We start from the raw sequence: 20,617 nt of genomic DNA, 5'->3' as shown, positions 1-20,617 counted from the left end.
CGCTCAGACGCAGCGCAGCGCGCAGCGCCGCTTCTGGCTGTGTTACTTCACGGCCCAGCCAGGCGAGGCTCTGCGACTCCTCCGGCGGAATTAGCGGCCAGCTGAGACAGCGGCTGCGCAGCGTAGCCAGCAACCGGGAGGACTCACGCACGCTGAGAAAGAACCAGCAGTTTGCGGGTGGCTCCTCCAGCGTTTTCAGCAGCGCATTGGCAGCCGCTTCCGTCAGCTGCGCGGCGTCCGGCAGCCAGACCACTTTCGCACCGCCCTGCTGCGCAAAATGATAGAGCTTTTCCGTAACGTCGCGCACAGCATCCACGCCCAGCGACGCCTTTCCTTTTTCTGCTTCCAGCCGATACCAGTCCGGATGCGTATGCGCCTGCATCAGTTCACAGCCGTGGCACGTGCCGCAGCTTTTAGCGCCTTCCCGCCGCTGACACATCAGCCAGCGGCTAACGCCCCACACCAGCGCGTCATCCCCCATACCTTCAGCTGCCTGCAGCAGCAGCGCATGATGCGCTGCGCCCTCCTGGTGACGGGCAATAATCTGCCGGTAGGGCTGGTTCAGCCACGGATACCAGTTCATGGGCGCTGCCCGGCCAGCCAGCGATGCAGGGCCGCTTTAAGTGACGTTGTCACCTCATCGATAGCCTGCGTTGCATCAACAGTGACGATGCTGGCGTCCGCCTGCGCCAGCGCAAGGTAGCGCGCGCGGGTCCGCTCGAAAAAGCGCAGCGACTCCTGCTCAATGCGGTCCAGCGCGCCGCGCGCACGGGCGCGCTGCAATCCGATTTCCGGCGTCACATCGAGATAAAGCGTGAGGTCGGGGCGAAAATCGCCCAGCACCGCATCGCGCAGCGTGGTCATCAGCGCGGCATCCATTTCACGGCCACCGCCCTGATACGCCTGCGAAGAGAGATCGTGACGATCGCCCACCACCCACGCGCCGCGCGCCAGCGCCGGTTTGATCACGTTCTCCACCAGCTGCACCCGGGCGGCGTAAAGCATCAGCAGCTCCGCTTTGTCGGTAACCTGTTCACCTTCAATACCCTGCTTTACCAGCACCCGCAGCTGTTCCGCCAGCGGTGTGCCGCCCGGCTCACGGGTAAAGACAATGTCGTGGATACCGTGCTGCTGCAAAACTTCCACCACCGCCTCGCGCGCGGTGGTTTTGCCGGCGCCTTCCAGCCCCTCAATGACAATAAACTTACTCTTCATTTTTTTCCTTCAGCGCCTGACGATAAGCCTGTACCGCCCGGTTATGGCTGGCAAGGTTGGTGGTAAAGGTATGCCCGCCTTTGCCATCCGCAACAAAATAGAGATAGCTGCTCTTTTCCGGATGCGCAGCGGCTTCCAGCGAGGCGCGTCCGGGCATCGCAATCGGTCCCGGCGGCAGGCCGCTGATGCTGTAGGTATTATAGGCGGTCGGCGTGTCGAGATCGCTGCGCGTCAGCGTGCCGTTATAGCGCTCACCCATCCCGTAGATAACGGTGGGATCGGTCTGGAGCTTCATTCCGGTCCGCAGACGATTAATAAATACTGACGCTACCCGCGCGCGCTCCTCGCTTACGCCGGTCTCTTTCTCGATGATTGACGCCATCGTCACCAGATCCCGCGGCGCTTTGTAGGGCAGATTCGCCATGCGCGTCTGCCAGACCTCATCGACCAGCTTGTTCATGCGGATATGCGCCCGCGTCAGCACCGCCACGTCCGTAGTATTGGCAGTATAGAGATAGGTGTCGGGATAGAAGCTGCCTTCAAGCTGTGCCGCGTCCAGCTTCAGCGCCGCCGCTACGCTGGCAAAGCTGTCGTCCGGCAGCGTATGCTTCAGATAAGGCGCTTTGCGCAGCTCGCTCAGCCACTCGCTGAGGCGTGAGCCCTCGATAAAACGAAGCGGAAACTGCGCCTCTTTACCGCTGGCCAGCAGCTGCAGCAGCTGACGTACGGTCATGCCCTGTTCCAGCCGGTAGGTACCCGCTTTAAACTCCGCCAGCTCCGGCTGCAGCCTGAGCAACGGCCCAAACCAGATAGTGTGCGGAATAATATGCTGACTCTCCAGCTGCGCTTCCAGCACAACGCGTCCGCTACCCGCCGGCAGCGTATAGAGCGTTTCCTGGTGAATGGTCAGCGGCGTATCTGCCAGGCGCTCTGTCTGCCAGTAGCTAAACGCGGCAGCGGCGGCAGCGATAACTGCCGCGCCCGCAATAATTTTTTTGATTCGACTCATGTTACGTCCATTTTCTGGCAACAGGTAAAAAGTTGCTGGTACAACGTGCGTTCACTGAAAATAATGTTATCGATTTGCCGCACCGGCAGCACCGGCATCAGTGCATTACAGATCACGACTTCATCAGCGCCAAGTACGCTTTCGCGCGGCGCGCTGATTTCCTGACAAGCCTGGCCGCTGGCCGCCAGCTGCGCCATCAGAAAACGTCGCATAATGCCGTTTACGCCCGCCTGGCCAAGGTGAGGCGTAAAAATCTGGTTGCCGCGGCGCCAGAAGAGATTGGCAGCGCAGCATTCTACCACGCATCCCGCGGTGTCCAGTACCAGCGCCTCATCAGCATCCGTCTCATCAAGGTGGTGGCGAATCATCACCTGCTCCAGCCGGTTGAGATGTTTGATGCCCGCCAGCAGCGGATTGCGCGCCAGCGGCACCGGGCTGGTAATCAGCCTCACCCCCTGCTGCTGCAGCGCGGCGTAATGGTGCGGCCAGGGGGAGAGCGAGAGGATGCGCACCGGGTCCTGACAGCCGCGCCGGCTGTAGCCGCGTCCGCCAGCTCCCGGCGTCAGGATGATCTTCATCACTGCCCGGTCGTGACCCTGCGCAATGCAACGCATTTCATCTGCCAGCAGCGTCAGGTCGGGCAGCGGCAGCAGAAGCTGCCTGCACCCCTGCTCCAGGCGCTGCAGATGCGCCTCAGCCATCACGACGCTGCCGTTACGCACGGCGGCCGTGGTGAAACAGCCGTCGCCAAACTGGACAGCTCGATCGCTGGCCGGCAGCATTGTTTGCGGGATACCGTTAATCCACACCGCGCGCTCCTCAGGCAGTCAGCCCTGAAATGATCTCACCTGCCCGGACAGTTGTGCTGAAGAGCAGATCAGAAAAAAGGCCCGCATTGCGGGCCTCTGTTCGGCAGAATAGCGATTATACCTTGCGGAAGATCAGCGAGCCGTTGGTGCCGCCAAATCCAAAGGAGTTACATAGTGTATACTCCAGACCGCTAACCTGACGCGCCGTATGCGGCACAAAGTCCAGATCGCAACCCTCATCCGGATTATCCAGATTGATGGTTGGCGGTACAATCTGGTCGCGCAGCGCCAGAACCGAATAGATCGCTTCTACGGCACCGGCAGCACCCAGCAGGTGACCCGTCATCGATTTGGTCGAGCTGACCATAACGCTGTGCGCTGACGCGCCAAATACGGATTTCACCGCCTGCGCTTCAGCTTTATCACCGGCTGGCGTAGAGGTGCCGTGCGCGTTAACATAGCCGATCTGAGCCGGGTCGAGTCGGGCATCACGCAGCGCGTTGACCATCGCTGCAGCGGCGCCTGAGCCATCTTCCGGCGGTGACGTCATGTGGTAAGCATCGCTGCTCATGCCAAAACCAACGATTTCAGCATAGATTTTCGCACCGCGCTTTTTGGCGTGCTCATACTCTTCCAGAACCACAATACCGGCGCCGTCACCCAGTACAAACCCGTCACGATCTTTATCCCACGGACGGCTGGCCGCCTGCGGATTGTCGTTTCGTGTTGAGAGCGCACGCGCCGCGCCAAAGCCGCCAACACCCAGAGGCGTACTGGCTTTCTCTGCGCCACCCGCCAGCATCACATCAGCATCATCGTAAGCAATGATACGTGCAGCGTGGCCGATGTTATGTACGCCTGAGGTGCAGGCCGTTGCAATCGAAATACTCGGGCCTTTCAGGCCATACATAATAGTGAGATGACCGGCGACCATATTAACAATGGTAGAAGGTACGAAGAACGGGCTGATTTTGCGCGGGCCGCCTTTAACCAGCGAGCTGTGGTTCTCTTCGATCAGACCCAGTCCGCCAATACCTGAACCAATAGCCGCGCCGATACGTCCGGCATTCTCATCAGTTACGACCAGACCGGAGTCCGCCATAGCCTGAATGCCAGCCGCGATACCATACTGGATGAAATCGTCCATCTTGCGCTGATCTTTCCGCGAGATGTACTCATCACAATTAAAATCTTTCACCAGGCCCGCAAAACGCGTTGCATAAGCACTGGCATCAAAATGGTCGATCAGGGTAATGCCGCTCTGACCGGCAAGGAGAGCACTCCAGGTAGACTCTACGGTATTGCCGACAGGAGACAACATGCCAAGACCGGTCACAACTACACGACGCTTAGACACGTTCGTCCTCCAGGGAGGGAAAAATAACGCTATGTGGGGCAAACATAAAACTCAGGCGGTCATATGACCGCCTGAAGATATTCATTAGCCTTGATGGCTAGTGACGTAATCGATCGCTGCCTGAACGGTAGTGATTTTCTCAGCTTCTTCGTCTGGAATTTCAGTATCAAACTCTTCTTCCAGAGCCATTACCAGCTCAACGGTGTCAAGAGAATCTGCACCCAGGTCTTCAACGAAAGAAGCAGTGTTAACCACTTCGTCTTCTTTAACGCCCAGCTGCTCAGCTACGATTTTCTTAACGCGTTGTTCGATATCGCTCATACTATTTAATTTCCTATCAAAACTCGCTTTCGCGATGGTTTTCGTAGTGTATAAAATGGTGAAAAAGATGCAACAAAATCCCGGCTGGTCGAACCACGATTTTGCGCTATTCTGCGGTGTTTACCGCAAATAATGCAAATGATTTCGTGATTATCAGACCATGTACATGCCGCCATTGACGTGCAGCGTTTCACCTGTGATGTAGGCTGCTTCGTCAGAGGCTAAGAATGCAACAGCATTGGCAATTTCCTGCGGGTCGCCTAAACGGCCTGCAGGCACTTCTGCCAGAATGCCCGAGCGCTGATCTTCATTCAGTGCACGCGTCATGTCCGTCTCAATAAAGCCCGGAGCCACGACGTTTACGGTAATGCCACGTGACGCGACTTCACGCGCCAGTGATTTGCTAAAGCCAATTAAACCCGCCTTTGCTGCAGCGTAGTTAGCCTGGCCCGCGTTACCCATGGTCCCAACTACAGAACCGATGGTAATGATACGGCCCACACGTTTTTTCATCATGGCACGCATGACCGCCTTGGAGAGGCGGAAAACTGATGTCAGGTTGGTATTAAGAATATCATCCCACTCATCATCTTTCATGCGCATCAGCAGATTGTCACGCGTGATGCCTGCATTATTGACTAAAATATCCACTTCGCCAAATTCAGCGCGCACTTTTGCCAGCACGTCGTCGATAGAGGCCGCATCCGTCACGTTCAGCGCCAGGCCTTTGCCGTTGTCGCCAAGATAGGCGCTGATGGCTTCAGCTCCGCTTTCGCTGGTTGCTGTGCCGATAACTTTTGCGCCGCGCGCCGCCAGTGTCTCTGCAATGGCCCGGCCAATACCGCGGCTTGCGCCCGTTACCAGCGCAACTTTACCTTCAAAATTCATGATTTTCCTCTTATTCCTGAGAGAGAGCCGCAGAAAGCGACGCAGGATCGTTCACGGCAGTAGCCGTCAGGTTATCAGCAATCCGTTTGGTCAGACCGGTCAGGACTTTGCCCGGACCCATCTCCAGCAGCTGAGTCACACCCTGTTCTGCAATAAATTGTACTGATTCGGTCCAGCGTACCGGGCTATAAAGCTGACGTACCAGCGCGTTGCGGATAGCCGCAGCATCGTTTTCGCATTTGACATCAACGTTATTCACTACCGGCACATCTGGCGCATTAAAGGCGATCTCTTCAAGCGCAACAGCAAGCTTAACTGCAGCAGGCTTCATCAGCGCACAGTGCGATGGCACGCTGACCGGCAGTGGCAGCGCACGTTTCGCGCCGGCCGCTTTACAGGCAGCGCCAGCACGCTCAACGGCGTCTTTGTTACCGGCAATCACCACCTGGCCTGGCGAGTTGAAATTCACCGGCGAGACCACTTCACCCTGCGCACTCTCTTCACAGGCTTTACGAATCGCCTCATCATCGAGACCGATAATTGCCTGCATAGCTCCCGTCCCTTCCGGAACCGCCTCCTGCATCAGCTTGCCGCGCAGTTCTACCAGCTTAATGGCATCTGCAAACGCCAGCACGCCTGCGCAAACCAGCGCCGAGTACTCACCCAGGCTGTGGCCTGCCAGCAGCACCGGCTGAGCGCCCTGTTTCTGCTGCCAGACGCGATAGATAGCGACTGAAGCTGCCAGCAAAGCGGGCTGCGTCTGCCAGGTTTTGTTCAGCTCTTCAGCCGGCCCCTGCTGAACCAGCTGCCACAGATCGTAGCCCAGCGCATCAGACGCTTCGCGAAACGTCGCTTCAACCTGAGGGTTGTCAGCAGCGAGTTCAGCCAGCATGCCAACGGTCTGAGATCCCTGTCCCGGGAAAACAAAAGCTAATTGCGTCATCTGTCCTTCCTGTCAATCAAAAGCGTACCAGCGCAGAACCCCAGGTAAAACCACCACCAAAGGCTTCCAGCAAAATCAGTTGTCCCGGCTTGATGCGGCCATCACGCACTGCTTCATCCAGCGCGCTCGGCACCGAAGCCGCAGAGGTGTTTCCGTGACGATCGAGCGTGACCACAACTTTGTCCAGGCCCATGCCGAGTTTACGGGCAGTTGCGCTGATAATGCGCAGATTTGCCTGATGCGGCACCAGCCAGTCGAGCGCGCTGCGATCGAGATTATTCGCCTGCAGCGTCTCATCAACGATATGCGCCAGCTCGGTTACCGCAACTTTAAAGACTTCATTACCCGCCATGGTCAGGTAGGCAGGTTCATCCTGACGCGCGCGATCCTGATAAGGCAGGGTCAGCAGCTGGCCATAGCGGCCATCGGCATGCAGATGGGTCGAGAGGATACCCGGCTCGCTGCTCTGGCCCAGTACCACGGCGCCCGCGCCGTCGCCAAACAGAATAATTGTCCCGCGATCGCTGGGATCAAGCGTACGCGCCAGGACATCAGCACCAATCACCAGCGCGTGTTTAACCGCCCCGTTTTTAATATATTGATCGGCAACGCTCAGCGCATAGGTAAAGCCGGCACAGGCGGCGCCAAGATCGAAGGCTGCGCAGTCGTTGATCTCCAGCATCTGCTGAATCATGCATGCGGAGCTGGGGAACGCGTGGCTGGATGAAGTTGTGGCGACGATAATCAGACCAATGTCGCTGGCGGCAACGCCGGCCATTACCAGCGCGCGCTGTGCGGCGTTAAAGCCCATGCTGGCAACCGTTTCATCCGGTGCAGCAATACGGCGCTCGCGAATGCCGGTACGGGTGACAATCCACTCGTCTGAGGTTTCCACCATTTTTTCCAGATCGGCATTGGTGCGGATCTGTTCAGGCAGATAGCTGCCTGTTCCGATAATTTTGGTATACATCTACGCTTTGTCACTCCTGGCTAATACAGCGTCAAGGCGCGCGGCAATTCTTTCGGGAACTTGCTTACGCACCGCCTGCTCTGCCTGTTCTATCGCCACAGCGAATGCCTGAATATTGGCCGCGCCGTGGCTTTTGATCACTGTTCCGCGCAATCCTAACAGACAAGCGCCGTTATACTGGTCGGGGTTTAGATGACCGAAACGCCTGATCATACGCTTTTTCAGCCAGCGTCCCAGCAGTTTCAGCCACCAGGTCCCTTTACCTTTATTACCTTCGCCTGACGATTTCAGCAGCGACAGAAACAGCCGCACCACACCTTCCATCGTTTTCAGCGTTACATTACCGGCAAAGCATCGCACACCAGCACATCTGTTTTGCCGGTCAGCAGGTCGTTACCTTCAAGATAACCAATATAGTTGATCTGAGGGCTTGCCCGCAGAACCGCAGATGCGGCGCGAATCGACTCAAGCCCTTTGGTCTCTTCCTGACCAATATTGAGCAGCGCAACGCGCGGTTGCCGGATCTCCAGCACCTCTTCCGCCATGACAGCTCCCATGATGGCAAACTGCACCAGCATATCGCTGTCAGAGTCGACGTTAGCCCCCAGATCAAGAATGACCGTTTTGCCCTGCTGCTGATGGGGCAGAACGGTCATCAGTGCCGGACGTGCAATGCCGTCCAGCGGTTTTAACAGGAGTTTAGCCAGCCCCATCAGCGCACCGGTATTACCGGCACTGATACAGGCCTGCGCCTTACCGGCCACAACCAGCTCCAGCGCCACGCGCATAGAACTGCCACGGCTCTGACGGATGGCCTGCGAAGGCTTCGCATCACTTGCAATAACCGATTCGGCAGGGATAACCTGCACACGCCTCAAAAGTGAGGAATCCGCTTTGGCAAGAAATGACGAGATTGTGTCGGGATCGCCGACCAGAAGAAGAACCAGCTGCGAATGAGAGGCCAGTGCCTGCAAGGCTGCAGGCACTGTCACGCAGGGACCGAAGTCCCCGCCCATGGCATCAACTGCCAGGGTCAAACGTGTCAAGGTATCGCCTTGCGTAACCGCAAAGAATTACTTGGTGATAACCTTGCGACCGCGGTAGTAACCATCCGCAGTGATATGGTGACGCAGATGAGTTTCGCCAGAAACTTTATCTACTGACAGAGCGGCAGTGGTCAGGGCATCGTGCGAACGACGCATGCCACGCTTGGAACGGGTTGGTTTATTCTGTTGTACGGCCATGGACCTTACTCCTATTACTTACGCTTTAAACTGGCTAATACGGCAAATGGATTTGGTTTTTCTGCCTCTTCAGGCAGCTTACCAAAGACCATGTCCGCGTCGGACACTTCACAGTGTTCAGAATCATGCACCGGAACCACCGGCAGTGCGAGGATGAGCTCATCTTCTATCACTGCCAGCAGGTCGATCTCACCAAAATCGTTGACATCAACCGGCTCGTAGGCTTCCGGTAGTGCCTCAGCCTGGTCGTCAGAAGAGACCGGACTAAAGCAATAGCTTACGTGTACAGCTTGCGGAAATGGCTGGTTGCAGCGTTGACACATTAACGTCACCTGCACATCCGCCGTTCCTTGCAGAACCGCGAGGCGCTGGTTGTCAACCGCAAACGACATGGTACATTCCACATCACTGTCCACACTCACGACCGTTTCGGCCAGACGCGCCACCAATTCAGGTGCATAAACACCATGATAATCCAGGCGTTTTTGCGCGGCGCGGACCGGATCGAGCGTCAGGGGTAATTTTACCTTTTGCATAGGGCGCGCATATTAACTTTGTAACGTCTTAGAGTCAAAGAAAAAGGCCGTTTTACGGCATCTTTCACCTGCTATTCGCATCCAGTGCGGCGCATAGTTTAAAATGCCCGTCATGTTTACGCTATCTATTCTGTAAAAAAATGATGATGCCACTGGTTTTAGCCTCAACCTCCCCGTTTCGTCAGGCGCTGCTCAGCAAGCTTGGCGTACCGTTTGTGACTGCTGCGCCTGACTGCGATGAGACTTCGCAGCCCGAAGAGAGTGCGCCTGAACTGGTGCAGCGCCTGGCGCTGGCCAAAGCGCAGGCGCTGGCTGCGCAGTTTCCGGATCGCTGGATTATCGGCTCCGACCAGGTGTGCGTACTGGAGGGCGCTATCGCCGGCAAGCCGCACACCCGCGAAAACGCCTGCCGCCAGCTGGCTCAGGCGAGCGGAAAAGCGATTGTGTTTTATACCGGGCTGGCGCTGCTGCAGCCCGCCAGCCGGCAGCAGTTTGTGCTGTATGAGCCCTTTACAGTGCACTTCCGCACGCTGAGCAGTCAGGAGATAGCGCGCTACGTTGAGCTGGAGCAGCCGCTGGCGTGCGCCGGCAGCTTTAAAAGCGAAGGATTAGGCATTTGTCTGTTCGACAGGCTGGAGGGGCGCGACCCGAATACGCTGGTCGGGCTGCCGCTGATTGCACTTAATCAGCTGCTGATTAAGGCCGGCATCAACCCGCTGGGCTGATGCCGGTATCGTCAGCTTTTTTTCTGCCGCAGTCTGGTCAGGCAGTGTCTGAGTGCCGCATCCAGCGGCGCCTCCATGCGTAATGTTTCGCCGGTGGCAGGATGCGTAAACGTCAGCGCTGCCGCGTGCAGAAACAGGCGCGATAACCCCGTGCCAGCCAGCTGACGATCAAATTCGCGATCGCCATAGCGATCGTCAAAGGCGATCGGATGGCCACCATGCAGGGTATGCACGCGGATCTGATGCGTGCGGCCGGTTACCGGGCTGGCTTTAACCAGCGTCGCCAGCCCAAAACGCTCTTCTACTTTGAACCGGGTTTCTGAAGGCTTGCCTTCTGCGCTGACGCGCACTACCCGCTCTCCGCTCTGCAGAATGTTTTTCAGCAGCGGAGCCTGCACCACTTTCAGATGAGAAGGCCAGTCGCCGCGTACCAGCGCCAGATAATCTTTCTGCATCCCCTTTTCACGCAGCTGCTCATGCAGTGAGCGCAGCGCCGAACGCTTCTTAGCCACCAGCAATACGCCTGAGGTGTCGCGATCCAGCCGGTGTACCAGCTCCAGAAAACGCGCCTCCGGACGCAGTGCCCGCAGCCCTTCAATAACCCCAAAGCTCAGGCCGCTGCCGCCGTGTACTGCCGTACCGGACGGCTTATTCAGCACCAGCAGGTGATCGTCCTCATACAGAATGGCATCCGCTAACGCCGCGACTTTATCAAGCTTTGGCGACACGGCCTGCTCTTCCCGCTCTGCGACCCGCACCGGTGGTACGCGGACTTCATCGCCATCCTCAAGCTTATATTCAGGCTTCACGCGTTTTTTATTTACCCGCACTTCGCCTTTCCGCAGAATGCGATAAATCATGCTCTTTGGCACCCCTTTGAGCTGGGTGCGCAAAAAGTTGTCTATACGTTGTCCGGCATTTTCAGCGTGATGGCGACAAAATGTACGCCGGGATTCTCTGTTTTCATGCCGGCGATTCTAAATAGTGTCCCCTGATAGCGCCACCCCTTTTTCTGTGCTTAACTCTCTCTTGTTTCAGGCTTCTGACCGCTCAAAACGGTGGCTTTTTCAGCAAACTGCCGATTAGCCCCGCAAATGAACAGGTTAAGGGCGTACAAACTTCACAGCTCGACAAAAGTCGCCTTGCTATATGCGGGTGAGCAGTGGAATAATGCTGCTGTTTCTGCACCAGAAAGATTCGGGCAGAAAAAGAGCGAAATTAAGGTAATTTGCCGGATAAAACGAGCACGCTGCAATGGCGTAAGACGTGATGCTTTATCAGGCACTTAGCGGGCTGCGGGTTGCGGCCTGGACAACAGACTGGGATGTGTGGATTTTCAAAAATTTTGTATTATTTCCACCTTCAGGCGCTGGTTTTCCTTATGAAAAGCAGGCCACCGACAAGATTTGCGCCCCTTTAGCCGCCGACAACCGTGAGGTTGACGTCAGTGCATGCAGACACGGGGCCATCGGTTGATTCTCGTCCAGGGTAACGATGCCCGCAGCTTTATCACTCATGTGAGAATAACGAGTAAGTCACGATGAAAAGAATGTTAATTAACGCAACTCAGCAGGAGGAGTTGCGCGTTGCCCTTGTTGACGGTCAGCGTCTGTACGATCTGGATATCGAAAGCCCCGGACACGAGCAGAAAAAAGCCAATATCTACAAAGGTAAAATCACCCGCGTTGAACCCAGCCTTGAAGCGGCATTTGTCGATTATGGCGCTGAGCGTCACGGTTTCCTCCCTCTGAAAGAAATTTCCCGCGAATACTTCCCAGCTAACTACAACGCGCACGGCCGTCCTAACATCAAAGATGTGCTGCGTGAAGGCCAGGAAGTGATCGTTCAGATTGATAAAGAAGAGCGCGGTAATAAAGGCGCTGCACTTACTACCTTTATCTCTCTCGCAGGCAGCTACCTGGTTCTGATGCCTAACAACCCGCGCGCCGGAGGCATCTCCCGCCGGATTGAAGGCGATGACCGCACTGAACTGAAAGAGGCACTCTCCGCGCTGGAATTGCCGGAAGGCATGGGCCTGATTGTACGCACCGCAGGCGTGGGGAAATCAGCTGAGTCGCTGCAGTGGGATCTGAGCTTCCGTCTCAAACACTGGGAAGCGATCAAAAAAGCGGCAGAGAGCCGTCCTGCACCCTTCCTGATCCATCAGGAAAGCAACGTTATTGTGCGCGCTTTCCGTGACTACCTGCGTCAGGACATTGGTGAAATTCTTATTGATAACCCTAAAGTTCTGGAGCTGGCGCGTCAGCATATCGCTGCGCTGGGCCGCCCTGACTTTAGCAGCAAGATCAAACTCTACACCGGTGAAATTCCGCTGTTCAGCCACTACCAGATTGAGTCGCAGATCGAGTCCGCCTTCCAGCGTGAAGTCCGTCTGCCTTCTGGCGGCTCAATTGTTATCGACAGCACCGAAGCGTTAACCGCGATCGATATCAACTCCGCTCGTGCAACCCGCGGCGGCGACATCGAAGAAACGGCCTTCAATACTAACCTTGAAGCAGCCGATGAGATTGCCCGCCAGCTGCGCCTGCGCGACCTCGGTGGCCTGATCGTTATCGACTTTATCGATATGACGCCGGTCCGTCATCAGCGCGCCGTAGAGAACCGGCTGCGCGAAGCGGTACGTCAGGATCGTGCACGCATTCAGATTAGCCATATCTCCCGTTTTGGTCTGCTGGAGATGTCGCGTCAGCGTCTCAGCCCGTCACTGGGTGAGTCGAGCCATCACGTCTGCCCGCGCTGTAGCGGTACGGGTACCATCCGCGATAACGAATCACTGTCACTCTCTATTCTGCGTCTGATTGAAGAAGAAGCGCTGAAAGATAACACCAAAGAAGTACACGCCATTGTGCCGGTGCCGGTTGCCTCCTACCTGCTGAACGAAAAACGTGAAGCGGTGAGTGCGATCGAGAAGCGTCAGGGTGGCGTACGCGCCATTATCGTGCCTAACGATCAAATGGAAACGCCGCACTACTCCGTGCTGCGCGTGCGCAAAGGTGAAGAGACACAAACGCTCTCTTATCATCTGCCGAAGCTGCACGAAGCTGAAATGGCGCTGCCATCAGAAGAGGAGCACGCCGAGCGTCGTCGTCCGGAGCAGCCTGCGCTGGCCGCCTTTGTGATGCCAGATGCCCCGCCTGCACCGGTTGAAGTCACTGCCGAAAAACCTGCCGCGAAGAGCGAGCCAGACGCCCAGGCTACAGCGCGTCCTGCTGCTGCACCTGCCACCGTCAGTACGGGTCTGGTGGGTCGCCTGCTTAACGGTCTGAAAAAGCTGTTTGCGAGTGATACTCCGGCAGCAGCCCCGGCGGAAGCACAACCTCAGCAGGTGAGTAAGCCGGCCGAAGATGAAAGCAGCACGCAGCAGCGTGGTGAACGCCGTAACCGCCGCAACAATAATCGTCGCGATCGCACGCCGCGTAATGGCGAGCAGGCTCAGAACCGTGAGCCGCGTGAAGCGCGCGAGCCACGGGAAGCCCGTGAGCCCCGTGAAGCGCGCGAGCCGCGTGAAGCCCGTGAGCCACGTGAAAATCGTGAACCGCGTGACAATCAGGAGAATCGTCGCAACAAGCGTCAGAACGAGCCGCGTGCCGAGCGCCCGGTCCTGACTGAAGAGCAGCAGCAGCAGCGCGATGAACAGCAGCAGCAGCGCCGCGAACAGCGTGCCGAGCGTCAGCGTCGTCGTCAGGAAGAGAAGCGTGCTCAGCAGCAGGAAGAGAAAGCCGTTGAGTCCGTTGCAACCGAAGAGATCCCTGCAGTTGACGCAGCGGTACAGGAAGAAGAGCGCGTTCAGGTCATGCCACGTCGCAAGCCGCGTCAGCTGACTCAGCGTATCCGCAGTGGCGAGGTTATGGAAGCATCACCAGCCGCAGCGCAGCCAGAGGCAGCAGCGGAGATTGCACCGCCGGTTAACACCGCTGAGCAGCCGGAAATGAGTGATGAGCAGGATGATAACGAGAACCGTGAAGGCGCGAATATGCCACGCCGTTCACGTCGCTCTCCGCGTCACCTGCGCGTCAGTGGTCAGCGCCGCCGTCGCTATCGCGATGAGCGCTATCCGCTGCAGTCGCCGATGCCGCTTGAAGCTGCAGCTGCCTCGCCAGAGATGGCATCAGGTAAAGTCTGGGTTTCCTATCCGGTTACGCAGACGCACGAGCAGTTCACCTCTCAGGCGCCGCTGAACGAAATGACCGAATATGGTTATCAGGATGCAGCAGACGCGCTGCCGGTGGCTGCCGAAGCCGCCTCAGCGGGCGTGCCGCAGCCTGAAACGTCAGAGGTTGTACATCAGGCTGAACCGCAGGCGCACACCGAAGTGCCAGTGGTAAACACCGATGACCTGACCCCTGTTGCCGCGCCGGTTGATCATGAGCCTGCCGTTATCTCTGCCGCCGATGAAGCGGTGGCGCAGGAGACGGCTGCGGAAGCCGAGCCTGCGATCGTAACTGAGAACGTGTCAGAAGAAGCGCCACAGCCTGCTGTGCAGGATGCGGTACAGCCAACTGTGACCGAAGCCGCTGCCGCAGCAGAACAGGCACCGGCGGATGTGACTCCTGCTGTTGAAACGCAGGTTGAAAAGGTGCTGTCAGCGCCAGTCGCGGCGGAAGCCCCTGCTGCGCCAGTGGCTGAACCTCATGCGCCGGTTCCGGCACGCGATGTGTCAGTTGAGCAGCCAGAGTCACGCTTTAAGCTGCACGCCACGGCACCAATGACCCGCGCGCCAGCACCGGCCTGGGAACCAGAGCCGGCACGTCACAGCGACTGGGTACGTCCGCCGTTCAGCTTTGAAGGCCGCGGCTCTGCCGGTGGTCACAGCGCGACGCATCAGGCTACCGCACCGGCAACCCGTCCGGACAGCGTGTAACTCTGCGCGGATAAAAAAACAAAACCCCGGCTGGTCCGGGGTTTTTTATTGCCTGCTGTTTACCGGGAGCGGCCTGAACCGCAGCCAAAAAAACCCACCGCCCGCGAAGGCGATGGGAAAAACAAGCGCACCCGGTTAAGTACGCTGAATGTCAGGTCAGTTACGAATTAAGCTGGAACAGCGACATCTTTGACATATCGCTAAAGGTTTTATACGACGCCTGCAGGGCTGTCTGCTGCATGGTGTAGCTGGAGATCGCCTGGGTGTAGTCAACCTGTACCAGATCGCTCATCTGCGTGGTCATGATGGTATTGCGATCGTCACCCTGCTGATTGAGCGCACTCACCTCAGCCATCTGGATCCCCACAGCAGAACGTACCGTCAGCACGTTATTAAGTGAGTTGCTCAGCCCGCGGTTGGTTTTATCCATTGCGGCCTGAAACGCCTGCTTTGTGGCGTCGTCCGCGTTATCCTGCGGCGTTTTCAGCGCGGCAATTGCGCTGTCGAGCATGCTGAACAGGCTGGTCTCGCTGGTGCCGTTATCGGGCTCTGGCTTTGCATTGCTGGTGATCGCCATAAACACGGACTTACCGGTGCTGCCCACCTGCATGGTGCGGCTTTCATCGACTTTCTGCGTAATCGGCTCATCCCCGCCCACATAGGCCACGCCGGTGCTGCTATCGCTAAACGGCGGCGCATCGGTCTTATAGCCGGCAAAAATATAGCGCCCGTTACCATCCTGACTGTTTGCCTGGTTCAGCAACTGCGCGCGCAGCCCTTCCAGCTGCGTAGCCAGGGAGCCACGATCTTCATCACTCAGGGTGCCGGTGGAGGCATTTACGATGGTGGTCTGCGCATCCTGTATGGTACTGACCACGCTGGAGAGCGCATTCTCTTCCATCGAGAGGCTCTGATTAGCAAAACTGCGTGCCGTGGCATACTGGCTGCTTTTTACCTGCGACTGTGACAGCACCACCGCGCGTGAGGCTGCGATAGGATCGTCAGAGGGATTACTGACCCGCAGCCCGGTTGCCAGCTGCTGGCCTACCTTCAGCCAGGAGGATTGCGAGTCGGTGATCCCGCGCACCTGCTGGTCAAAAATCATACTTGAGCTAAGACGCACTTTCTTCTCTCCTCTGCTTAGCTGCGAATGCCCATCAGCGCATTAAACACCGCGCTGGCGGTCTGCAATACCTGCGCATTCGCCATATAAAACTGCTGATACTTCGTCAGGTTGGCGTACTCTTCATCAAGGTTAACGCCGGAGACGGACTGCTGCCGGTTGTTCAGCTGCGTGACCACGTTTTTCTGCGTGGTGCTGGCGGTTTCCAGCGAGTTGGTTTTGTTACCTACGCTACTGACAAGGCTGGCATAAGCCTGCGCAATCGTTGCATTTCCGTTAACCAGCTTGCTGTCCTGCAGATCGAGCAGCTTCTGTGCGTTGCGGTTGTCGCTTTCGCCGCTGCCTTTCGCTGCTGCTGCTGCGATCTCTGACTCGCTGGTGATGGCAACCGACATGCCGCCAATCACGTTCTGTACCGGCTTAACCAGAAAACTGTCACCGCTCTTCGCGCTGCCGCTGACCGTCAGCTGCAGACCATCAAAATTCAGCGTGCCGTCGGCCGCCGGCGCTACGTCAAAACGCACGTTATCGGCAGCACGGGTAACGGACCAGGTGCCGCTCTCATAGCTAACGGTATAGTTGGACGCTTTCAGGGCGCTGGCGTCACTCCAGCTGGCGCTGACCGATGCCGTTGAGGTGTTTTTCAGGTTGCTGACCACATCCGGACTGCCGATAGTAAAAAACGCTTTTCCTGCATTGCCTTCGCTGTCAAAACCGCCCTGATGCACGTCGTTAAATGCGGTGGTAAACGCTGCGGCCAGCTGACCCAGCTGGTTCTGGGCGCCGTCCAGATCCTGCGTACGAAACGCCAGCAATCCACCCAGCGAGCCGGTGGTCAGCGTTTTTTCCGGGATCGCTACGTTACCGGCCTGTTTGTCGCTGTAGCCAACGGTAAGGCGCGTAGAGTCGGCGCCGGAAGGCATCGCCACCAGGCTGGTCGCATTACGACCGTTAACCAGGGTGATATTGCCTGCTGAGACGATATAGCTGCCATCCTGCTGCGCAACTTTCACGCCCACCACGTTGTTCAGACTATTGACCAGCTGATCGCGCTGATCCAGCAGATCGTTAGGCGCAGCGCCACCGCCGGTGGTGAGCTTTGCAATCTGCGTATTGAGGTCGGCAATCTGACGCGTAAAGGTATTGACCTGATCGACGCTGGCAGCGATATCGGTATTCACGCTGGTCTGCATGTTATTAAGGTATTGCGACGTGGTCTGGAACTGATTAACCAGCCCCTGGGCATAACTCAGCATCGACTGACGCGCTGACGGATCGTTGGCGTTACTGACCACGTTCTGTACGTTGGTAAAAAAGCTCTGAATCGATGTTGAGAGGCTGGTGGTAGACGTAGAGAGCAGATCGTCGATATTGGAGATCTGATTATGCTGGGTATTGACCGCGCTGTAGCTGGCGCTGGAGCCACGCAGCTGCGTCGTGATGAACTCATCATACTCACGCTGTACACCGCTGACATTCACGCCGTTGCCATAATAGCTGTTGCCCTGCAGCGTGCTGTTAGCCTGCGACAGCAGAATAGTCTGCCGCGAGTAGCCCGCCACTGTATAGTTACTGATGTTGTTACTGGTGGTGCTTAATGCGGCCTGTGCGGCGCTCAGCCCGCTCATTGCGGAGTTAATTATACTGGACATCTCGGTTCCTTTCTTTCCCGTTAACCGGGCTGGCAGTCATCAGTGCAGTTGTGCGGACGGCAGGCGCCCGCAACATATGAAGGTTATCGGCGTGCTTAAGGGAAACTTGAGGCTAAGACGTCAGAACAGATCGGTGATATCCTGGCCGTAAGCTTTTACGACTTTTTCGCCCATGTTTTTGAATTGCTGAATCATTCCCACCAGTTTTTGCGCATATTTCGGATCGGTAGCGTAACCCGCCGCCTGCAGCGCGCGCGCGCCCTGTTCAGCACTCGGCGCGCTGGTGACCGCCGCATAGCGCGGATTTTTCGACAGCAGGCGCACATAGTCGGTCAGCGCCTCCAGGTAGGAGCCATAGACGCGGAAGCTGGCGCGCACTTTCTTCGCCTCACCCGCCTCATACTCGGTGGTCATGATATCCGTGGTTTCGCCTTTCCAGTCGCCGCTCGCCTTGATACCAAACACGTTATAGCTCGGCTTGCCGTCGCGGGTCAGGATCTGACGTTGACCCCAGCCCGACTCCAGCGCCGCCTGCGCCAGAATCAGGTGGTGCGGTATACCGCTCTGCTGGCTGGCGAGTTTCGCCGGCTGCGCCAGCTGGGCGATAAACTCACTGCTGTCAGAAGGCAGGTTCGCAGGCGTTACCGGCAGACGCGGTACCGCTTTGCGCACAATCTGTTCCAGCTGCATTGGCACGCTGTTGCTGCTGCTGTAGATAAAGCTGTTATCCAGCTTCATCGGTAGCGTGCCGGCCCGCTCATCCGGTGCCTGCGCGGGCTGCATCTGTTTGACAATCGTGTCAGCCAGACCCAGTCCGCGTTTGCCTATATCCTGCGCAATCTGCTGATCGTAGAGCGAGGTGTAGAGTCGCGTCTGGTCGTTGCTCAGCGCGCCATCCTGCGGCAGCGCGTCGCGCATGCTTTTCAGCATCATCTGCACAAACATGCCCTCTACCTGTTTCGCCACCTGCAGCGCTTTTCCTTTGGGATCGGCAGCGGCCTGGCGTTTCAGCTCGTTCAGCGAGCGGCTGTCATACGCCGCATTGTTCAGCGATTGCATATCGGTCATCAGATGATTTCCAGCTTCGCGCGCAGACAGCCTGCGCTCTCCATCGATTGCAGAATCGACATCAGCTCTATCGGCGTTGCACCCAGCGCATTCAGGGCACGCACCACATTGTTCAGATTTGCGCTGGCGTTGACGCGCTGCAGTGCGCCACCGCTCTGCCGCAGATCGATCTGCGTCTGCGTTGTCGCCACCGTCTGCCCGCCGGCCAGCGGCGTATCAGGCTGACTGACGTTCTGCTGCTGATTCACCGTCACCGACAGATTCCCCTGCGCCACTGCACAGGTGTTCAGCGTAACCTCCCGGTTCATCACCACTGTGCCGGTGCGTGAGTTGACGATCACTTTGGCATCTTCCAGCGGCACAGAGACATCGATGTTCTGGATCTCCGCCAGCGCCCGCACCTGAGAGCTGTTGTTGGGTGAGACGCGGATCTGCACGGTGCGCGCATCCAGCGGCAGTGCCGACCCGACGCCGCGGCTGTTGATGGCATCCGCAATGCGCTGCGCCATGGTGAAATCTTCATTATTCAGCTGCAGGTTAATGGTGTTCTGGCTGCCAAAGTTGCTCTGCAGCTCGCGTTCAACGGTGGCACCGCCGGTAATACGGCCGCCGTTAAGCTGGTTAACCTGTACGCTGCTGCCGCCGGCCGACGCGCCCGCGCCGCCAACCAGAATATTTCCCTGCGCCAGCGCATACACCTGATTATCCACCCCTTTCATCGGCGTCATCAGCAGCGTACCGCCGCGCAGGCTTTTGGCGTTACCCAGCGAAGAGACCACGACGTCCAGCGTCTGTCCCTGACGGGCAAACGAAGGCAGCTTCGCTGTCACCATTACTGCCGCCACGTTTTTCAGCTGCATATTGGTGCCAGCCGGCACGGTGATCCCCAGCTGGGAGAGCATGTTGCTGACCGTCTGGGTGGTGAACGGTGTCTGGGTGGTCTGATCTCCGGTACCGTCCAGTCCCACCACCAGCCCATAGCCAATCAGCTGGTTTTCGCGCACGCCCTGGATGCTGGTCAAATCGCGAATGCGATCTGCCTGCGCCATCAGACTGCTGACAGCGAGCAGTAAACCGAGACCCGCGCGCAGCAAAATACTTTTTTTCATCATGACCTCTTACATCGGCGAGATGTTCAGGAAGAAGCGCTGGAACCAGCCCATAGTCTGCGCCTCATTGATATAACCGTTACCTACATACTCAATGCGCGCATCGGCCACCTGAGTAGAGAGCACGGCGTTGCTGGCACTGATGGTGCGCGGATTGACCACGCCAGAGAAACGAATAAATTCGGTGCCCTGATTAATCTCAATCTGTTTCTCACCCACGACGCGCAGGTTGCCGTTAGAGAGCACCTGATTCACGGTCACGGTGATGGTACCGGTAAAGGTGTTGTTGGCGGTGGCGCCCCCTTTACCTGCAAAATCATTTTTGCCGCCGGCGCTCAGTGCGGCTTTCTCACCGCCTGCGCCCAGCAGGCCTTCCAGCCCGGTCGGCACGCCGGTTACGCCAAAGCTGTTGCTGCCATTGCGGTTAGCGCTGGCGGAGGAGCTTTTGCTCGCGCTGACGTTCTCCTGCAGCGTGATGGTCAGCGTGTCACCAATATTGCGTGGACGACGATCCTCAAACAGCGGCTGGTAGCCGTAGTTCAGCGGCGCAACGCCCTGAAAAATAGAGCCGTTCACCACCGGTGGCGCAGACGGCGTAGGTTCTGCCGTGGTTACCCCTTGTACCAGTGGCGTGCGCGGCACCAGCGCACAACCGTTGAGCGTCAGTAGCAGCGTCGCTACTAACCAATGACCAGGCTTGAGAATCGCTTGCTTCGCCACGGAGTTCTGACCTTCTGTATGTTCTTAATCGGGCCAGCGGAGTGGC

19 protein-coding genes and 2 pseudogenes are annotated in these 20,617 nt (G+C 57.4%); 3 read left to right on the top strand and 18 right to left on the bottom strand.

Annotation, left to right across the window (positions count from 1 at the left end; genetic code table 11):
* The 12 genes and pseudogenes from holB to yceD all read right to left on the bottom strand — a co-directional run.
* Positions 1–583 (bottom strand): DNA polymerase III subunit delta' (gene holB / locus HA43_RS08125; protein WP_094111378.1); only part of this gene is annotated, 583 nt, incomplete at its 3' end.
* Entirely contained in the window at positions 580–1,215 is a 636-nt protein-coding gene (gene tmk, locus HA43_RS08120; protein ID WP_039383850.1) for a dTMP kinase, read from the bottom strand. The genes tmk and holB, both read right to left, overlap by 4 nt.
* Positions 1,205–2,224 carry an endolytic transglycosylase MltG gene (gene mltG, locus HA43_RS08115; RefSeq protein ID WP_094111377.1) on the bottom strand — a complete coding sequence of 340 codons (1,020 nt, stop codon included), beginning with the start codon at positions 2,222–2,224 and terminating at the stop codon, positions 1,205–1,207. Before mltG ends, tmk begins: the two co-directional genes overlap by 11 nt.
* Entirely contained in the window at positions 2,221–3,033 is an 813-nt protein-coding gene (pabC, locus tag HA43_RS08110) for an aminodeoxychorismate lyase (protein WP_094111376.1), read from the bottom strand. The genes mltG and pabC overlap by 4 nt, the downstream gene beginning before the upstream one ends.
* A 115-nt stretch (positions 3,034–3,148) precedes the next feature.
* On the bottom strand, positions 3,149–4,390 hold the full coding sequence (fabF, locus tag HA43_RS08105; protein WP_094111375.1) for a beta-ketoacyl-ACP synthase II: 1,242 nt from the start codon (positions 4,388–4,390) through the stop codon (positions 3,149–3,151).
* 84 nt (positions 4,391–4,474) lie between these two features.
* Positions 4,475–4,711, bottom strand: a complete 237-nt coding sequence (acpP, locus tag HA43_RS08100) for an acyl carrier protein (protein WP_039383843.1) — start codon at positions 4,709–4,711, stop codon at positions 4,475–4,477.
* A gap of 153 nt (positions 4,712–4,864) precedes the next feature.
* Positions 4,865–5,599 (bottom strand): 3-oxoacyl-ACP reductase FabG, encoded by a 735-nt coding sequence (gene fabG, locus HA43_RS08095; protein WP_039383840.1) that lies wholly within the window; start codon positions 5,597–5,599, stop codon positions 4,865–4,867.
* Between the two features lie 10 nt (positions 5,600–5,609).
* Positions 5,610–6,542, bottom strand: coding sequence for an ACP S-malonyltransferase (fabD, locus tag HA43_RS08090; RefSeq protein ID WP_071668737.1), 933 nt, complete (start codon positions 6,540–6,542; stop codon positions 5,610–5,612).
* A 16-nt stretch (positions 6,543–6,558) separates the two neighbouring features.
* Positions 6,559–7,512, bottom strand: a complete 954-nt coding sequence (locus tag HA43_RS08085) for a beta-ketoacyl-ACP synthase III (protein ID WP_094111374.1) — start codon at positions 7,510–7,512, stop codon at positions 6,559–6,561.
* Positions 7,513–8,558: pseudogene (plsX, locus tag HA43_RS08080) on the bottom strand (phosphate acyltransferase PlsX).
* Between the two features lie 27 nt (positions 8,559–8,585).
* On the bottom strand, positions 8,586–8,756 hold the full coding sequence (gene rpmF / locus HA43_RS08075) for a 50S ribosomal protein L32 (RefSeq protein WP_007885783.1): 171 nt from the start codon (positions 8,754–8,756) through the stop codon (positions 8,586–8,588).
* Positions 8,757–8,770: 14 nt separating this feature from the next.
* Entirely contained in the window at positions 8,771–9,292 is a 522-nt protein-coding gene (gene yceD, locus HA43_RS08070; RefSeq protein WP_039383829.1) for a 23S rRNA accumulation protein YceD, read from the bottom strand.
* A gap of 140 nt (positions 9,293–9,432) precedes the next feature.
* On the opposite strand from yceD, the gene HA43_RS08065 reads away from it, so the two are divergent.
* Entirely contained in the window at positions 9,433–10,017 is a 585-nt protein-coding gene (locus HA43_RS08065; protein WP_094111373.1) for a Maf family protein, read from the top strand.
* A gap of 11 nt (positions 10,018–10,028) precedes the next feature.
* Here HA43_RS08065 and rluC read toward each other — a convergent pair.
* A pseudogene (gene rluC, locus HA43_RS08060) lies at positions 10,029–10,984 on the bottom strand (23S rRNA pseudouridine(955/2504/2580) synthase RluC).
* Between the two features lie 299 nt (positions 10,985–11,283).
* On the opposite strand from rluC, the gene HA43_RS18800 reads away from it, so the two are divergent.
* Positions 11,284–11,493 carry a hypothetical protein gene (locus tag HA43_RS18800; RefSeq protein ID WP_139074200.1) on the top strand — a complete coding sequence of 70 codons (210 nt, stop codon included), beginning with the start codon at positions 11,284–11,286 and terminating at the stop codon, positions 11,491–11,493.
* Positions 11,494–11,557: 64 nt separating this feature from the next.
* Positions 11,558–14,899, top strand: coding sequence for a ribonuclease E (gene rne / locus HA43_RS08050; protein ID WP_094111372.1), 3,342 nt, complete (start codon positions 11,558–11,560; stop codon positions 14,897–14,899).
* A 160-nt stretch (positions 14,900–15,059) separates the two neighbouring features.
* Here the strand turns inward: rne and flgL are convergent, their stop codons facing one another.
* The 5 genes from flgL to HA43_RS08025 all read right to left on the bottom strand — a co-directional run bounded on the left by flgL (position 15,060) and on the right by HA43_RS08025 (position 20,571).
* Positions 15,060–16,022 carry a flagellar hook-associated protein FlgL gene (gene flgL, locus HA43_RS08045; RefSeq protein ID WP_039383815.1) on the bottom strand — a complete coding sequence of 321 codons (963 nt, stop codon included), beginning with the start codon at positions 16,020–16,022 and terminating at the stop codon, positions 15,060–15,062.
* A gap of 17 nt (positions 16,023–16,039) precedes the next feature.
* Positions 16,040–17,674, bottom strand: a complete 1,635-nt coding sequence (gene flgK / locus HA43_RS08040) for a flagellar hook-associated protein FlgK (protein WP_039383813.1) — start codon at positions 17,672–17,674, stop codon at positions 16,040–16,042.
* A 120-nt stretch (positions 17,675–17,794) separates the two neighbouring features.
* Positions 17,795–18,742, bottom strand: coding sequence for a flagellar assembly peptidoglycan hydrolase FlgJ (gene flgJ / locus HA43_RS08035; protein WP_071668730.1), 948 nt, complete (start codon positions 18,740–18,742; stop codon positions 17,795–17,797).
* Complete coding sequence (locus HA43_RS08030) at positions 18,742–19,791, bottom strand: flagellar basal body P-ring protein FlgI (RefSeq protein WP_233207422.1); 1,050 nt, start codon at positions 19,789–19,791, stop codon at positions 18,742–18,744. Before HA43_RS08030 ends, flgJ begins: the two co-directional genes overlap by 1 nt.
* A 69-nt stretch (positions 19,792–19,860) precedes the next feature.
* Positions 19,861–20,571, bottom strand: coding sequence for a flagellar basal body L-ring protein FlgH (locus tag HA43_RS08025; protein WP_039383804.1), 711 nt, complete (start codon positions 20,569–20,571; stop codon positions 19,861–19,863).
* Positions 20,572–20,617 lie beyond the last annotated feature (46 nt).

This window comes from Pantoea eucrina (assembly GCF_002095385.1).
GTDB classification, from domain to species: Bacteria; Pseudomonadota; Gammaproteobacteria; order Enterobacterales; family Enterobacteriaceae; genus Pantoea; species Pantoea eucrina.
This window is presented reverse-complemented; position numbering and strand designations above follow the sequence as displayed.

Bases quoted from the DNA above. Each gene is read 5' to 3' on its own strand.
- flgJ (WP_071668730.1), bottom strand. From the start codon at position 18,742: ATGACCGATATGCAATCGCTGAACAATGCGGCGTATGACAGCCGCTCG.
- HA43_RS08085 (WP_094111374.1), bottom strand. From the start codon at position 7,512: ATGTATACCAAAATTATCGGAACAGGCAGCTATCTGCCTGAACAGATC.
- rpmF (WP_007885783.1), bottom strand. From the start codon at position 8,756: ATGGCCGTACAACAGAATAAACCAACCCGTTCCAAGCGTGGCATGCGT.
- tmk (WP_039383850.1), bottom strand. From the start codon at position 1,215: ATGAAGAGTAAGTTTATTGTCATTGAGGGGCTGGAAGGCGCCGGCAAA.
- HA43_RS08030 (WP_233207422.1), bottom strand. From the start codon at position 19,791: ATGGCGCAGGCAGATCGCATTCGCGATTTGACCAGCATCCAGGGCGTG.
- fabD (WP_071668737.1), bottom strand. From the start codon at position 6,542: ATGACGCAATTAGCTTTTGTTTTCCCGGGACAGGGATCTCAGACCGTT.
- acpP (WP_039383843.1), bottom strand. From the start codon at position 4,711: ATGAGCGATATCGAACAACGCGTTAAGAAAATCGTAGCTGAGCAGCTG.
- mltG (WP_094111377.1), bottom strand. From the start codon at position 2,224: ATGAGTCGAATCAAAAAAATTATTGCGGGCGCGGCAGTTATCGCTGCC.
- flgK (WP_039383813.1), bottom strand. From the start codon at position 17,674: ATGTCCAGTATAATTAACTCCGCAATGAGCGGGCTGAGCGCCGCACAG.
- fabG (WP_039383840.1), bottom strand. From the start codon at position 5,599: ATGAATTTTGAAGGTAAAGTTGCGCTGGTAACGGGCGCAAGCCGCGGT.
- HA43_RS08065 (WP_094111373.1), top strand. From the start codon at position 9,433: ATGATGATGCCACTGGTTTTAGCCTCAACCTCCCCGTTTCGTCAGGCG.
- yceD (WP_039383829.1), bottom strand. From the start codon at position 9,292: ATGCAAAAGGTAAAATTACCCCTGACGCTCGATCCGGTCCGCGCCGCG.
- rne (WP_094111372.1), top strand. From the start codon at position 11,558: ATGAAAAGAATGTTAATTAACGCAACTCAGCAGGAGGAGTTGCGCGTT.